Source organism: Curtobacterium sp. MMLR14_002, from assembly GCF_001864975.1.
Lineage (GTDB): Bacteria > Actinomycetota > Actinomycetes > Actinomycetales > Microbacteriaceae > Curtobacterium > Curtobacterium flaccumfaciens.
This window is the reverse complement of record NZ_MJGT01000050.1, coordinates 36,705-50,054: the sequence shown is the minus strand read 5'-3', so window position 1 is coordinate 50,054 and position 13,350 is coordinate 36,705. Positions and strand designations below refer to the sequence as shown.

Below are 13,350 nucleotides of genomic sequence, written 5' to 3'. Positions count from 1 at the left end.
GCGTGGACCGCGCGACGTCAGCCGCCGTCCGTCAGCCCTTGACCGGGATCGACTGCGCCTTGAGCGCCGCGATGGTCTTGGACTGCCCGGACTCGAGCGCCTCGCTCAGGGTGCCCGAGCCGGACGCCGCCTGCCCGAAGCCGTCGGACACGTCCGAGTAGGTCTGCGTCATCGTCGGACCCCAGGTGAAGGGCTGGATGTCCTTCGCCGCGGTGGCGAACTCCTCGTAGATCTTCTGGCCACCGTAGAAGTCGAGCCCCTCGGTCAGGGCCGGCAGGTCGGCGCCGGTGGTCGAGGCCGGGTACAGGTTGGCCTCCTTGTTCAGTGCGGAGAGCGCCTCGGTCGAGGTGTTCAGCCAGACCAGGAACTTCGACGCCTCTGCCGGGTGCTTGCTGCCCGCGAAGACGACGTTCGACGAACCGCCCCAGGCGGCCGACTTGGTCTCGCCGGACTTCCACTGCGGCATCGGGGCGACGGCCCACTTGCCCGAGGTCGACGGCGCACCGCTGGAGATGGTGTTCGCACCCCAGACCGCGGAGACCCAGGTCCAGTCCTTGCCGCTGTCGTAGGCGTTGTTCCACTGGTCGGTGAAGCTCGGCAGGGTGTTGACGAGCTTCTTGTCGATCAGGTCCTGCCAGTAGTCGGCGACCTTCTTCGACGCGGCGTCGTCCAGGTTGACCTTCCAGTCCTGGCCCGAGTTCTCGAACCACTGGCCACCGGCCTGCGAGACGAGCCCGGCGAACTGGTTGACGTCACCCTTGGCGAAGTTCGTGATGTTGCCGCCGAGCTTCTTGATCTTCACGGCGTCCTCGGCGTACTCCTCCCACGTCTTCGGGGCGTCGAGGCCGGCCTTCTCGAACAGGTCCTTGCGGTAGTACAGCGCCATCGGACCGGAGTCCTGCGGCACGGCGTAGACCGACTTCCCTTCGCCGAAGGTGACCTGGTTCCACAGGCCGTCGGAGAAGTCCTTCTTCGCGTCGCTGATGCCGGCGCACGCGCCGATGTCCTCGAGGCCGCCCTGCACGCGGAACGCCGGCAGGGTGTCGTACTCGACCTGGCCGATGTCCGGCGCCTGCTTGGCCTTCAGCTGGTTGAAGAAGTTCTGGTAGGTGCCGCTGTTGCCGTTCGCGACGATCGAGACCTTGACCTGGATGTCCGGGTTGGCCTTATTCCAGATCGCGACGACCTTGTCCATGTTCGGCACCCAGGTCGTGAAGTCGAGGGTGACCTTGCCGTCCGAGGGCTTGCAGCTGGCGGCCGCGGTGTCGGATCCACCGCCGCCGCTGCTGCTGCCACCGGTGCTGCAGCCGGCGAGGGCCACGGTGGCGGCCACGGCGATCGCGGCGACGCTGAGGAACTTCGTTGTCTTCATGCTGTTTCCGTTCGGATGTGGTGTGGGGAGAGCTGGTGCGGGAAGGGGTGCGGGTCGAGGGGCTACTTCAGGCCGCCGGAGCCGAGGCCGGAGCGCCAGAAGCGCTGCAGGCTCAGGAATGCGATGAGCAGCGGGATGATCGAGACGAACGACCCGATGAGCACGAGGGTGCGCAGGTCCGGGTACTGGTTCACGCTCGAGTTCCACGTGTAGAGGCCGAGGGTGACGGGGAACAGCGACGAGTCGCGGAGCATCACGAGCGGCAGGAAGAAGTTGTTCCACACGGCGACGAACTGGAACAGGAAGATCGTCACGAGCGCGGGCGACATGAGCCGCACGGCCACGGTGAAGAACGTGCGGACCTCGCCGGAGCCGTCGATGCGGGCGGCCTCGATGATCTCGTCCGGCACGCTCGACGCCGCGAACAGCCGTGACAGGTAGACGCCGAACGGGCTGACGATGCTCGGCAGGAACACCGACCAGAACGTGTCGGTCAGGTCGACCTGGCTGAAGATGAGGAACAGCGGCAGGGCCAGGGCGGTCGCCGGCACGAGCACGCCGCCGAGGAACACGTTGAACAGGACCTCGCGGCCGCGGAACCGGTACTTGGCCAGGGCGTACCCGCACATCGCGGAGAGCACGGTGCCGAGCAGGCCGGCGACCCCGGCGTAAGCGATGCTGTTCAGCAGCCAGCGCAGGTAGATGCCGTCCTGCCGCGTGAACAGCTCGACGAGGTTGCCGAAGAAGTCCTGCACCGAGGTGGCGCTGAACCACAGCGAGAACGTCGAGTTGAAGTTCGCAGCGGTCTTGGTGGACGAGACCAGCAGCCAGAAGATCGGCAGCAGGAAGTAGAGGGTGAAGACCCCCATCACGATCATCGCGGCGCTGCGCGAGATGACGCTCTCACGGGGACCGCGCGCTCCGCGCTGGTGCGGACGGGAGGCCCGGTTCGGCTCGAGCGGTCGGCCGACGTCGCGGACGAGGTCGCCTTGGGACGGGGCGTTGACGGTCATTCGGCGGCCTTCCGCTGGGTCAGTCGGAGGAACCCGATCGACAGGACGAACGTGGCGACGGCGAGGACGACCGAGAACGCCGCGGCGAGGTTGAAGTTCGGCACCGAGGACGTCGAGTAGACGAGCATGTTCGGCGTGAACGTCGACGAGATGGTCGAGGTGAACTGGCGGAACACGGTCGGCTCGGTCAGCAGCTGCAGGGTGCCGATGACGGAGAACACCGCGGTGAGGACGATGGCCGGCACCACGAGCGGGATCTTGATCGACAGGGCGATCCGGAGCTGGGACGCACCGTCGAGCTTCGCCGCCTCGTACACCTCGGCGGGGATCGCGAGGAGCGACGAGTAGATGATGAGCATGTTGTAGCCGACGTAGACCCAGGTCACGACGTTGGCCACGGCCCACAGCACGGTGCTGCCGCCGAGCAGGTCGACCCGCGAGGTCACCGCGGAGAACGGCGACAGGTCGGGGGCGTAGAGGTAGCCCCACATGATCGCGGCGATGACGCCGGGCACCGCGTACGGCGCGAAGAACGCCAGGCGGAAGAACCGCTTGCCGCGCAGCAGCGGGGAGTCGAGCAGCAGCGCGAACAGGAGCGCGAGCCCGAGCATCACCGGCACCTGCACGACACCGAACAGCAGCACGCGGAGCACGGAGCTCCAGAACTCGCCGTCCTGGAACACCAGGGCGTACTGGCTCAGACCGCCGAAGACCTGCGTCGGGGCGCCGAACGTGCCCTGCCGCTCGATCTTCTGCAGCGACTCCCACACGGCGTAGAGGATGGGGACCAGGTAGAACGCCGTGAACAGGACGGCGAACGGCAGGACGAAGATCGCGATGGCGCGGCGGTAGCGGAACCCGCCGCCCCGGCGTCGTCGGGTCGCGCTGGGCGACTGTGCGGTGGTGGTCATGAGCGGTTCCTGTCGGTGCGGATGATCTGGGTCCCGCCGGGGGCGATGGCGGTGGTCCCGGTGACGGGGCGGTCGGCGACGAGCTCGTGGCCGGCCTCGTGGTGCTCGACGGTGCGGTCGGAGTGGTTCAGCAGGAAGACCCACTCGTGGGTGTCGTCCCGGCGACGAACGACCTCGAGTCCGGGGCGGACGGCGGGGTCGGCGCGCACCCCGGCCTCGTCGAGGACGCGGTGGACGAACCCGCCCAGCGCACCGGCGTCGAGCACCGTGGACGTGTACCAGGCGGTCCCGGCGCCGTGCTCGTTGCGGGTGACGGCAGGACGGCCGGCGAGCGAGCCCTCGGCGTAGTCGACGACGCTCGTCGCACCGCGCAGCTCGACCGGTTCCGACCAGACGCTGCCGGTCGTGCCGTCGGACAGCGCGATCGTGGCGTCGGCGGCGAGCGGGAGGAACTCGTCCACGCGCACGCCGAGCAGGTCACGGAAGGCGCCGGGGTAGCCGCCGGTGCGGACCCGGTCGCGCTCGTCGACGATGCCGCTGAAGCAGCTGACGATCGCGTGCCCGCCGCCGGCGACGTGGTCGGCGATGACGGCCGCGTGCTCGTCGCGCACCAGGTACAGCTCGGGGACGACGACGAGCGCGTACCCGTCGAGCGGCGCTCCGGGGGCGACGACGTCGACGGTCACGCCGAGGTCCCAGAGCGCGGCGTGGAAGGCGTGGACCTGCTCCAGGTAGCGGAGCGCGGTGCTGGGGTGGGCCTCCAGGTCGGCCGCCCACTGGTTCTCCCAGCTGAAGACGAGCGCGACGTCGGCGACCACGCGTGACCCGCGCAGTTCGCCGAGCCGCTCGACCAGGGCGCCGAGCGCGACCACGTCGTGCCAGGTCTTCGACTCGGTCCCCGCGTGCGGCAGCAGCGCCGAGTGGAACTTCTCGCTGCCCTGCACGGACGCGCGCCACTGGAAGAAGCAGACCCCGTCGGCCCCGCGGGCGATGTGCGCCGCGGTGTTCCGGAGCATCTCCCCCGGGGCCTTCGCGACGTTGTGCGGCTGCCAGTTGACGGCGCCCGTCGAGTGCTCCATGAGCAGCCAGGGGGCGCCGCCGGCCAGGCCACGGGTGGTGTCGGCGGCGAAGGCGAGCTCGACGTGCGGCCGGGGCAGACGGTGGTCCAGGTAGTGGTCGTTCGCGATGACGTCCATGTCGCCGGCCCACGACCAGTAGTCGAGCGCCGTGATGTGCGCGGCGACCATGAAGTTCGTCGTGACGGCCTTGTCGCTCAGCTCGCGCAGGACGGCGGCCTCGGCACGGTGGTGGCCGAGGAGCTCGTCGGACGAGAACCGGTCGAAGTCGATGGTCTGCGCCGGGTTCGTGAACGACAGCGTCGCGCGGGGCGGCAGCACTTGCTCCCACGCGGAGTAGCGCTGGCTCCAGAACGAGGTGCCCCAGGCGGCGTTGAGTGCGTCGACCGTGCCGTACCGGGCCTGCAGCCAGCCGCGGAACGCCTGGGCGGAGACGTCGCAGTAGCAGTGTGCGTTGTGGCAGCCGAGCTCGTTCGACACGTGCCAGAGCCGCACGGCGGGGTGGTCGCCGTAGCGCTCGGCGGTGGCGCGGACCAGGGCGAGGGCGTGCTCGCGGTAGATCGGCGAGCTCGGGCAGAACGCCTGGCGGCCACCGGGCCAGCGGGTCGTGCCGTCGGCGACGACGGGCAGGACCTCGGGGTACCGGGTGGTGAGCCACGGCGGGGTCGAGGCGGTGCCGGTGCCGAGGTCGACCCCGATGCCCGCGCCGTGCAGCAGCTCGATGACGGTGTCGAGCGCGGCGAAGTCGTACTCGCCCTGCCGCGGTTCGACGTGCGACCAGCCGAAGACGTTGATCGCGACGAGGTTCACGCCGGCCTCGCGCATGAGCCGGACGTCCTCGACCCACACCTCGGGGTCCCACTGCTCGGGGTTGTAGTCGCACCCGAACGCGAGGCCCGTCGAGCCGAGGCCGAGCGCGCCGGTGGCGGTCGTCGGCAGGGTGGTGGTCGTCACGGGGATCCTCGCTGATCGGGGCGACCCCGGCCGCCTCGGTCGCGTGCGACCCCTTCGACGGCGAAGGCCACCCATTGTTCTGGGAGCGCTCCCAGTCCGCACCGGCCGATCGGGGCCGGATGTTTCTGGGAGCGCTCCCAGATCAAACACCAGCGGCTCCACCCTGTCAACTGCGAGGCGTTCCGAGGGCTCCTCAGCGGCGGATATGGTTGCCCCATGTCCGAGGTCCGATCCGCTCGTCAGCGCGCCACGATCCAGGACGTCGCCGACGAAGCGGGGATGTCCCGCGGCACCGTCTCACGGGTGCTCAACGACGAGCCGTACGTGTCGCCGAAGGCGCGCGAGGCCGTGCAGGACGCCGTCCGACGCGTCGGCTACGTGCGCAGCGCCGCCGCCCGCAGCCTGGTCACCCGGCGCTCCGGCGCGATCGCACTCATCGTCCACGAACCCTCGGTCGTGGTGCTCGACGACCCCAACATCGGCAACATCCTGATCGGCACGAACGCCGTGCTGTCCGATGCCGACCAGCAGCTCGTCACGATCATGGTCGACTCCGCCCGTGACAGCGAGCGCGTGGTCGAGTACCTGCGCGGTGGGTTCGTCGACGGCGCCATCGTGCTGTCCGCCCGTGACGGCGACCCGATCACCGGCGCGATCGAGGAGATCGGCATGCCCGCGTGCTTCGTCGGGCACCCGTCCGACGCCGCGAACATCTCGTACATCGGCATCGACAACCGCGCCGCCGCCGAGCAGATCACCCGACGGCTGGTCGACACCGGTCGACGCCGGATCGGAATGCTGGCGTCGGGGCTCGACCGCGACTCCGGGCAGGACCGCCTGGCGGGGTTCACCGCGGCACTCGGCGAGCGCTTCGACCCCGACCTCGTCGCCAGGAACCCCCTGTTCAGCTACACCGCCGGCGCCGAGGGCATGCGCGAGCTGCTCGAGCGGGCCCCGGACATCGACGGGGTGTTCGCCGCGTCGGACGCGGTCGCCGCCGGTGCGATGGACGTCCTGCAGCGCAGCGGTCGGAGCGTGCCGGGCGACGTCGGTGTGGTCGGGTTCGACGACAGCGCCTGGGCGCTGCGGTGCGACCCACAGCTGTCGACGGTGCGGCAGCCGGCGCGCCTGCTCGGCGAGCAGGCGGCGCACCAGGTCCTCGAGCAGATCGGCGGCACCGACGACGGTCCACGCGGTCTGCTGTTGCCGACGGAGGTCGTCTGGCGCGGGTCCGCGTAGCCGGCCACGAATGGACGGGAGGCCCGTGGCGGCGTCGCCACGGGCCTCCCGTCCGTCCATGGGTGCGTCCCGCACCCGGCCGGGTCAGCCCTGCGGGGGCGAGTACAGCTGCAGGTCGTTGCCCTCGCTGTCCTTGAAGGGGATGATCTTGCCCCACGGGTGCTCGCTGATCTCGCCCTGGATGTCCGCGCCGCGCTCCTTGAGCGCGGCGACCTCGTCCTCGATGCTGCCGTCCGGCTGGAACGACACGACGGCGCCGCCGTCGCTCGCCTGGCTGGCGGACTCACGCCCGTTCAGGCCGATCATCAGGCCACCGGCGTCGATCTCGCTCCAGTCGTCGGACTGGTCCTTGACGGTGAGACCGAGCGTGTCGCGGTAGAACGCGACGGCGCGCTCCATGTCGCTGACCGGGACCCAGACTGCTGCGACTCCACTTGCCATGGTGTTTCCTCTCGTCGTGGTGTGCCGTGGACGGTAGGCAGCGCTCGTGCACGCCGGTACAGGGTCGATGTCCCCCGGCGGTTCAGCCGGCGGCCGGACGCCACATGCTGATGGGGGTCGCCGCGCGGAACCCCGCGATCGGCGCACCGTCCGTGAACCCGTGCCGTCGGTACAGCCGGCGGTTCACGGGGGTGGAGGACTCCAGGTACACGCCGTCCGCGGTCCGGTCAGCGCGCTCGAGTGCGTGGCCGAGCAGCAGTCCGCCGATGCCCCGACCACGTGCCGACGCGGACACCCCGATCTCGGCGAGGTACCAGTGCGGGGTGACCGGTCGGGCGCGCTCCATGCGGCGCAGGTGGGCCACCGCGCGGAGCGCCCCGCCGAGCCCCAGGGTCCGGAGGAACGCCGGCACCTGCCGCACGAAGGCCCGGACGCCTCCGGGCTGCCGACCGGGTGCCTGCCAGAAGGCGGCGCCGACCACCCGGTCACCGATCGTGGCGACGTCCACCCGTCGCGCGGGCATCGGCACCGACCGGATGAGCGCGGCGAACAGCCCGGTCAGCACGGCGGGGCGGTCCTCGCCGGGTCGCGGTGGCCGGAACTCGGCGAGCACCGGGTCGTCGTCGAAGGCCTCGGCGAGGACGGCTGCGGCCGCCTCGAGCTCGGCGGGTCCTGCTGCTCGGACGACGGTCTCCATGCTGACTCCTCGGGTGCTCGTTGATTTGGCCACGTGGCCGACTTCATCTTCACGGTCGGTCCTGCACGCGCCCCGTACGCTTCCTGTGATGACCGAGGACCAGCAGTCGCGCGGGTACCGCAGCCGACAGGACCGGCGTGCGGAACTGCTCGACGCCGCCGCCCTGGTCGTGCGGGACGACGGCCTGCGCGGCCTCACCACCCGGGCCGTTGCCGCCCGAGCCGGCGTCGCCCACGGTGTCGTGCACTACGCCTTCGGTGCGCGGCGCAACCTGGTCGTCGCGCTGCTCGAACGGCAGGCGCGTGCGGTCCTGCCGCCGGTGCTCGCGGCCGCCGACGAGCACGACGACCTCGCCGCGGCGCTCGAGGCGGGGATCTCGGCGTACCTCGACCTGGTGCGGCGCGAGCCCGAGCGCTTCCGGGTGCTCGAGGCCCTCAGCGCGACGGCCCTCTCCCCGGACGGCGACGGGGACCTGCTCGACGCCGAACGACGGCTCTGGCGCGACGGCGTGGTCGCCGGGATCGAGCGCTGGACCGCACGGCACGGGGCGACGCCGTCCGAGCCGGTGCCCGTCGTCGCCGACGCCGTGATCACCCTGGTGGACGGGCTCGCCCGCGCCGCGTCGAGCGATCCGGACGGCACCGCGACCGCCCGATCGCGGGCGTTGCTGGTGCGCGGATTGACCACCGCGGTGACCGCCGCCGTGACCGCTGAGCATTGACCTGCAAACCGACCGGGGAAGCGCTCCGAATGTCATGTGTGCCGCACACTGCGGCGCGTACAGAAAAGAGGGCTGATCATGACCAGCAGCGCAGCAACCGCACGCACCACCTCCGGTTCGACGTGGACCCAGCGGGGCGCGTTCGTCTTCGGTGTCGTCTTCCTGATCGTCGGCATCGCCGGGTTCATCCCCGGACTCACCATGGACATGGGCTCGATGTCCATGGCCGGCCACGGCTCCATGGCCCTGCTCCTGGGCCTGTTCCAGGTGTCCGTCCTGCACAACATCGTGCACCTGCTCTTCGGCATCGTCGGGCTGCTCGCCGCCCGGCGTGCAGCCTCCGCACGCCTGTACCTCGTCGCCGGCGGCATCGTGTACGCGGTGCTCTTCGTCTACGGGCTCTTCACCGCGGGCATGGCCGGTGGCGCGAACTTCGTGCCGCTGAACAGCGCGGACAACGTGCTGCACGCCTTCCTGGCCGTCGCGATGATCGTGCTCGGCTTCGTCCTGCCGCGGATCGGGACGCGCACCGCGCGCTGAACCACAGCACACACCGGACGGGAGGCCCGTGGCGACACCGCCACGGGCCTCCCGTCCGTCATCAGGGGCGTCCGTCGTCCGCGTCGACGACGCCCGGGGTCGGGGTGGTGCCGGTGAAAGCGTCGCGCATCGTGCCGACACCGCGCTGCGGGTGGGCGCGGTCCAGGTACTTGGCCCGCGACTCCTTGCGCGGTTCCGGATCGGTGCGCATCGCCTGGTTCCGGTCCTGCTGCAGCGCACTGTCCACCTCGCCCTCGCGGTTGAACGACCACATGAGCATCGGATCACCGATCGGCAGGTCGTGTGCGGGCTGCGAACCCATCGGGGTGCTGTGCCAGGTGTGCCAGGTCTTGCCGTACGAGTTCACCAGGTGCCCCATCAGCTCGGTCTCCACCGCGATCGGCAGCCCCGGAGCGACGAGTTCGCCGGAGAACACCTCGTGGTTGTGCGGGTGCCACGACGCCTGCTCGTCCTCGGGCAGGGAGTCGAACAGCCGCTCGGACACGATGTACTCGATGCCGATCAGGTTCGCGTCGGCGGTGTTGCCGTCGAAGAGCACGCACTGCAGCATCTCGGCGTTCACCACCTTGCAGAAGTGGTGCGCCTCCATCTGCACGTCGGGCTCGCCCTTCACGCAGTGGAAGCCGACCACGTAGACGTCAAAACCCCGCAGCGGCGCCGAGGTCTGCAACACGGCGGCGCCGCGGTCGAGCAGGGCGAGCTCGAAGCCGCCGGGTTCTCCGGGCGGGGTGACACCGGTCTTCCGGTCGTGCACGGTGGGGTTCAGGGGCATGCGGGCGTCCTTCCGTCCGTTCGAGGTGGGCGCCATGCAACCCGTTGGCACCTCCCCGCCCTCGCATGGCCGGTGACCGACTGCATAATGGCTGATGTTTTGCATGCGGTGTTGCACGCGGCAGACTGGTCGGATGACGAAGCCAGCCGCAGCTCTCGCGAGCTCCCTCGTTGCAGTGCTGCTGACGGGGTGCACCCCTCTGACACCGCCGGTCCCCACGAAGATCCGGGTCGGGATGACCATCGCCGAAGCGTCAGCAGTCGCCCCTGACGCGTCCGCTTTCGTCTGGTACGACCTGTCTCCACAGGTGCTCCATCGCCCAGCGACACTGTCTCAGGCCGACGGAGCGGACGGCATCATCGTCGCCGTCTGCGATGGGATTGGCCACGGTGACGTCGCGGTCGGGGTTGTTCCGGAGACCGACTTCGACGGCGCAGTGAGCACCGCTGCCCGCAAGGAGGAGTACCGGCACTTCCTCCCCGAGTGCGCGCAAGCCCGAGGACACCCGCGTTCCGCTCCGTGACCGCGGCTGAACCCGACCGGCGTACTGTCCGCTGCATGCCCGCACTCATCGACACGTTCACCCTGTCCAACGGTCTGCACATCCCGAAGATCGGCTTCGGCACCTGGCAGATCCCGTCCGGCTCCGACGCGTACGACGCCACGAAGACGGCCCTCGACCTCGGCTACCGCCACATCGACACCGCCCTGGCATACGGCAACGAGGCCAGCGTCGGCGAGGCCGTCCGCGACAGTGGCATCCCCCGCGACGAACTCTTCATCACCACGAAGCTGCCGGCCGAGATCAAGACGGCCTCGGGTGCCCGCGACGCCTTCGAGGAGTCGAGCCGCAACCTCGACCTCGGACACGTCGACCTGTACCTGATCCACGCGCCGTGGCCCTGGAGCGACATGGGCTCGGACCACCGCGACGGCAACGTCGAGGTGTGGAAGGTCTTCGAGGAGCTCTACGACGCCGGCCGCACCAAGAGCATCGGTGTCTCGAACTTCGCCGTCGCCGACCTCGAGGACCTGCTCGGCCGCACGGACGTCGTCCCGCACGCCAACCAGATCCGCTGGTTCATCGGCAACACCCAGGACGAGACGACCGCCTTCGACCGCGAGCACGACATCCTGACCGAGGGATACTCCCCGCTCGCCACCGGAGGCCTGCTCGAGAACGAGCAGATCGCCGAGATCGCGGCGAAGTACGACAAGACCGTCGCCCAGGTCGCGATCCGCTACCTGCTCGAGAAGGACGTCCTGCCCCTGCCGAAGTCCACGACCCCGTCGCGCATCGCCGCGAACGCCGACGTCGACTTCGTGCTCACTGCCGAGGACGTGGCCGCACTCGACGCGCTCGAGGACACCGCGAACTGACGGGACCCCACCCCGGACGGGAGGCGCGGTGCCAGCTGGCACCGCGCCTCCGGTCCGGCGTCCTGCACCGATTCAAGGGCTCGCCAGCCCGTGGCGCGCCCGCCCGCTCAGCGCTCTGCGGTGTCGTACTCGATGAGTCCGTCGTCTTCCAGCCGCTGCAACCGGTCCGCGAACTGGTCGGCGGCCGCATCCCCTCGGATCGCTACTCCTGTGATCGAGCCCCACGTCTCGACGGCGCCGCCGAATTCGTGGATGACCTGGTGAGCGATGCGGAAGGCGCTTGCATCACGAGGGCTGATCCTGAAGACCCACGACTGTCCCCGTTCGACGCGACCTCCGTACTCAAGCTGTCCGGTCGAAGTGTCCTCGACCGTGTCGATGATGTCTCCGAGATGGACGTCCTTCGCGAACAAGGGGACGCAGCTGACGACGTTGCGGCCGTCGTCGAGGACGATGATCGTCAGGTCTTCGTAGCGGATCGGGTCCCACGACGGATCAAGCTCCACACGGACGACCTTCTCGACTCCGAGCACTGGGTTCTCGTGCGTGACGACGGTGTCATCCGGCATTCCTGCGGTTCCTTTCGCATGAGCGGCGGGCTTCACCCGATCTTCCGCAGCCCGAGCGCAGCCTTCTTCCGCACCCACGGGCGATCGTCGGTCAGCTTCTCCTCGAACGCCGCCCGCGCTCGCGGGTTCGGCCGCTTGCTCAACGCGAACACCGCATGCCCGCTGATGTCGTGGTCGTCCATGAGCTGCAGGAGGACATCGACCGCTTCTGGCCGCTTCGACTTCCCCAGCGCGAGGGCCACCATCTGCCGTGCTCCTCCGTACTGCGGATCGAGCGCGAGCGCTGCCACGTCATCGAAGTACGTGTCCACGTACGCCGTCTCGATCGAGGCCCCCACCGCCCAGCGCGTACCCGCTTCGTCGGTGAAGTTCCGGAACGCCTCGACCAGCGCAGGCATGGCCGTGCCCTTTGCCGACGGGTTCGACAGCGCATGAGCGAGGTCCTGTTGCATGGCCGGCGTCCGCGCCTTCCGCAGCCACTCGATCAGCAGGGGGATCGCGTCCTTGTAACGAATCCCGGCCTGGGCGAAGACGGACAGGTTCGAGAAGTCGTACCCCAGCGCTCGGAGGTCCGCCAGGATCGCCGACTGCTCGGCGGCTTCTTCTGGAGTGAACGGCATCAGGTCCTCCGGAGCGCAGGGCGGCGAGCTCGGTTCAGGAACGGCTGTGCCGCCTCATGCATGCGAGAACTCGATGCGGAAGCGGAAGTCCTCGAAGTCGACGTCGCCCAGTCCGTTGCTGCACCGAACGACCATCGCGTCGACCTCCTGCTCGACGATCATGCCGAAGTTCCCCGTCCATGCATCCTCCGAGCCGTACGGGGAGCGCCAGACGTTCCACACCCGCATCCGCTCGAGGCGTGACGGGTCGTCGACCGCGAACTCGATGACCGGCGGTGCCGTATCCGTCCAGAGCCGGAACCCGCGCCCGCTCAGATGGTTGATCGTCACCGTCGCCCCCTTGGCGTCGAGCGCCATTCCTTGGTCTCGATCACCACGGGCCGCCTCGAACACGATCCGTCCCCGTGCGATCCCGGGCGGAAGGTCGAGGATCGCCCAGACCGTCGTGCCCCGCAGATCGATCGACGCTGCTCCGGCTTGCCGGAAGCGCTCCTCCATGAAGATCGACACGAAGAGCAGTCTCCTGCAACGAGGCGGGTCAGAGCCAGCCGGTCTCGTAGGACAGAAAGTCCGGACGCTGCAGAGCTTCCAGTGCTTCTCGAACAGCAGCGAGTCTCTGGGTGCCCTCGACCGCGAACGCGACCAGACGCCCGCGCGTTTCCACGAGCGCGTCATTTCGCTGCAACAGCTCCAGGAGTGCTGCGGCTGCGTCATCACGCTCAACGAATGCTCGGAGAACCCAGAATGCGCTTCGTTCGAGAACTGCAGTCGGCGTGGGACCGACTCCGTCACGCTCCTCGAGACGCACTCTGTCACCGAGCGACCAGCCGTACGTGAAGAACGGGATGCAGCAGAGCTGGTGGGTGCCGTCACCGAGGTCCCGGAAGAGGAGCTGCTCGAACTGCAGAGGACTCGTCGGATCTTCAGCGATCGTCGCGTCCGCGACGAAGTCGACTCGGCCAGCCCACACCGGGTTCGGGTGCAACGCCCATCGAGCTGGATCGGGTGCAGTCAAGCGACCTTC

The 13,350-nt window shown here is 69.4% G+C and carries 16 protein-coding genes; 5 read left to right on the top strand and 11 right to left on the bottom strand.

Annotation, left to right across the window (positions count from 1 at the left end):
• Positions 1 to 31 precede the first annotated feature (31 nt).
• From BIU91_RS06815 to BIU91_RS06800, 4 genes are all read right to left on the bottom strand, one after another.
• On the bottom strand, positions 32 to 1,372 hold the full coding sequence (locus BIU91_RS06815) for a sugar ABC transporter substrate-binding protein (protein WP_071404774.1): 1,341 nt from the start codon (positions 1,370 to 1,372) through the stop codon (positions 32 to 34).
• A 62-nt stretch (positions 1,373 to 1,434) separates the two neighbouring features.
• Positions 1,435 to 2,385, bottom strand: coding sequence for a carbohydrate ABC transporter permease (locus tag BIU91_RS06810; protein ID WP_228516621.1), 951 nt, complete (start codon positions 2,383 to 2,385; stop codon positions 1,435 to 1,437).
• Positions 2,382 to 3,296, bottom strand: a complete 915-nt coding sequence (locus BIU91_RS06805; RefSeq protein WP_027467229.1) for a carbohydrate ABC transporter permease — start codon at positions 3,294 to 3,296, stop codon at positions 2,382 to 2,384. Before BIU91_RS06805 ends, BIU91_RS06810 begins: the two co-directional genes overlap by 4 nt.
• Complete coding sequence (locus BIU91_RS06800) at positions 3,293 to 5,326, bottom strand: beta-galactosidase (RefSeq protein ID WP_084740779.1); 2,034 nt, start codon at positions 5,324 to 5,326, stop codon at positions 3,293 to 3,295. The genes BIU91_RS06805 and BIU91_RS06800 overlap by 4 nt, the downstream gene beginning before the upstream one ends.
• Positions 5,327 to 5,542: 216 nt before the next feature.
• Between BIU91_RS06800 and BIU91_RS06795 the strand changes: the two genes are divergently transcribed.
• The gene (locus BIU91_RS06795) at positions 5,543 to 6,565 is read left to right on the top strand and encodes a LacI family DNA-binding transcriptional regulator (RefSeq protein WP_071245173.1); all 1,023 of its coding nucleotides are present in this window, start codon (positions 5,543 to 5,545) and stop codon (positions 6,563 to 6,565) included.
• An 84-nt stretch (positions 6,566 to 6,649) separates the two neighbouring features.
• Here BIU91_RS06795 and BIU91_RS06790 read toward each other — a convergent pair whose 3' ends face one another.
• Positions 6,650 to 7,006, bottom strand: a complete 357-nt coding sequence (locus tag BIU91_RS06790; RefSeq protein ID WP_027467232.1) for a VOC family protein — start codon at positions 7,004 to 7,006, stop codon at positions 6,650 to 6,652.
• A gap of 82 nt (positions 7,007 to 7,088) precedes the next feature.
• Complete coding sequence (locus tag BIU91_RS06785; protein ID WP_071404773.1) at positions 7,089 to 7,703, bottom strand: GNAT family N-acetyltransferase; 615 nt, start codon at positions 7,701 to 7,703, stop codon at positions 7,089 to 7,091.
• Between the two features lie 88 nt (positions 7,704 to 7,791).
• On the opposite strand from BIU91_RS06785, the gene BIU91_RS06780 reads away from it, so the two are divergent.
• Together BIU91_RS06780 and BIU91_RS06775 are read left to right on the top strand one after the other, a co-directional pair.
• Positions 7,792 to 8,424, top strand: coding sequence for a TetR family transcriptional regulator (locus BIU91_RS06780; protein WP_071404772.1), 633 nt, complete (start codon positions 7,792 to 7,794; stop codon positions 8,422 to 8,424).
• A 78-nt stretch (positions 8,425 to 8,502) separates the two neighbouring features.
• Entirely contained in the window at positions 8,503 to 8,964 is a 462-nt protein-coding gene (locus tag BIU91_RS06775; protein WP_027467234.1) for a DUF4383 domain-containing protein, read from the top strand.
• A gap of 61 nt (positions 8,965 to 9,025) precedes the next feature.
• Here BIU91_RS06775 and BIU91_RS06770 read toward each other — a convergent pair whose 3' ends face one another.
• Complete coding sequence (locus tag BIU91_RS06770) at positions 9,026 to 9,757, bottom strand: OBAP family protein (protein WP_084740776.1); 732 nt, start codon at positions 9,755 to 9,757, stop codon at positions 9,026 to 9,028.
• A gap of 235 nt (positions 9,758 to 9,992) precedes the next feature.
• On the opposite strand from BIU91_RS06770, the gene BIU91_RS06765 reads away from it, so the two are divergent.
• Both BIU91_RS06765 and BIU91_RS06760 read left to right on the top strand, forming a co-directional pair.
• Complete coding sequence (locus BIU91_RS06765; protein ID WP_139196666.1) at positions 9,993 to 10,280, top strand: hypothetical protein; 288 nt, start codon at positions 9,993 to 9,995, stop codon at positions 10,278 to 10,280.
• 35 nt (positions 10,281 to 10,315) lie between these two features.
• Positions 10,316 to 11,137, top strand: a complete 822-nt coding sequence (locus BIU91_RS06760) for an aldo/keto reductase (RefSeq protein ID WP_071404770.1) — start codon at positions 10,316 to 10,318, stop codon at positions 11,135 to 11,137.
• A 107-nt stretch (positions 11,138 to 11,244) separates the two neighbouring features.
• On the opposite strand, the gene BIU91_RS06755 is transcribed toward BIU91_RS06760, so the two are convergent.
• The 4 genes from BIU91_RS06755 to BIU91_RS06740 are packed head-to-tail and all read right to left on the bottom strand — an operon-like array spanning position 11,245 to position 13,341.
• Positions 11,245 to 11,706, bottom strand: coding sequence for a DUF4265 domain-containing protein (locus BIU91_RS06755; RefSeq protein WP_071404769.1), 462 nt, complete (start codon positions 11,704 to 11,706; stop codon positions 11,245 to 11,247).
• Positions 11,707 to 11,738: 32 nt separating this feature from the next.
• Entirely contained in the window at positions 11,739 to 12,326 is a 588-nt protein-coding gene (locus BIU91_RS06750) for a HEAT repeat domain-containing protein (protein WP_071404768.1), read from the bottom strand.
• Positions 12,327 to 12,380: 54 nt separating this feature from the next.
• Positions 12,381 to 12,836 (bottom strand): hypothetical protein, encoded by a 456-nt coding sequence (locus BIU91_RS06745; protein WP_071404767.1) that lies wholly within the window; start codon positions 12,834 to 12,836, stop codon positions 12,381 to 12,383.
• Positions 12,837 to 12,864: 28 nt separating this feature from the next.
• On the bottom strand, positions 12,865 to 13,341 hold the full coding sequence (locus tag BIU91_RS06740) for a DUF4265 domain-containing protein (protein ID WP_171907792.1): 477 nt from the start codon (positions 13,339 to 13,341) through the stop codon (positions 12,865 to 12,867).
• Positions 13,342 to 13,350 lie beyond the last annotated feature (9 nt).

What these genes read in the sequence shown, in the direction of transcription:
- BIU91_RS06815 (WP_071404774.1), bottom strand. Translation starts at nt 1,372, where the DNA reads ATGAAGACAACGAAGTTCCTCAGCGTCGCCGCGATCGCCGTGGCCGCC.
- BIU91_RS06810 (WP_228516621.1), bottom strand. Translation starts at nt 2,385, where the DNA reads ATGACCGTCAACGCCCCGTCCCAAGGCGACCTCGTCCGCGACGTCGGC.
- BIU91_RS06805 (WP_027467229.1), bottom strand. Translation starts at nt 3,296, where the DNA reads ATGACCACCACCGCACAGTCGCCCAGCGCGACCCGACGACGCCGGGGC.
- BIU91_RS06795 (WP_071245173.1), top strand. Translation starts at nt 5,543, where the DNA reads ATGTCCGAGGTCCGATCCGCTCGTCAGCGCGCCACGATCCAGGACGTC.
- BIU91_RS06790 (WP_027467232.1), bottom strand. Translation starts at nt 7,006, where the DNA reads ATGGCAAGTGGAGTCGCAGCAGTCTGGGTCCCGGTCAGCGACATGGAG.
- BIU91_RS06785 (WP_071404773.1), bottom strand. Translation starts at nt 7,703, where the DNA reads ATGGAGACCGTCGTCCGAGCAGCAGGACCCGCCGAGCTCGAGGCGGCC.
- BIU91_RS06780 (WP_071404772.1), top strand. Translation starts at nt 7,792, where the DNA reads ATGACCGAGGACCAGCAGTCGCGCGGGTACCGCAGCCGACAGGACCGG.
- BIU91_RS06775 (WP_027467234.1), top strand. Translation starts at nt 8,503, where the DNA reads ATGACCAGCAGCGCAGCAACCGCACGCACCACCTCCGGTTCGACGTGG.
- BIU91_RS06770 (WP_084740776.1), bottom strand. Translation starts at nt 9,757, where the DNA reads ATGCCCCTGAACCCCACCGTGCACGACCGGAAGACCGGTGTCACCCCG.
- BIU91_RS06765 (WP_139196666.1), top strand. Translation starts at nt 9,993, where the DNA reads ATGACCATCGCCGAAGCGTCAGCAGTCGCCCCTGACGCGTCCGCTTTC.
- BIU91_RS06760 (WP_071404770.1), top strand. Translation starts at nt 10,316, where the DNA reads ATGCCCGCACTCATCGACACGTTCACCCTGTCCAACGGTCTGCACATC.
- BIU91_RS06755 (WP_071404769.1), bottom strand. Translation starts at nt 11,706, where the DNA reads ATGCCGGATGACACCGTCGTCACGCACGAGAACCCAGTGCTCGGAGTC.
- BIU91_RS06750 (WP_071404768.1), bottom strand. Translation starts at nt 12,326, where the DNA reads ATGCCGTTCACTCCAGAAGAAGCCGCCGAGCAGTCGGCGATCCTGGCG.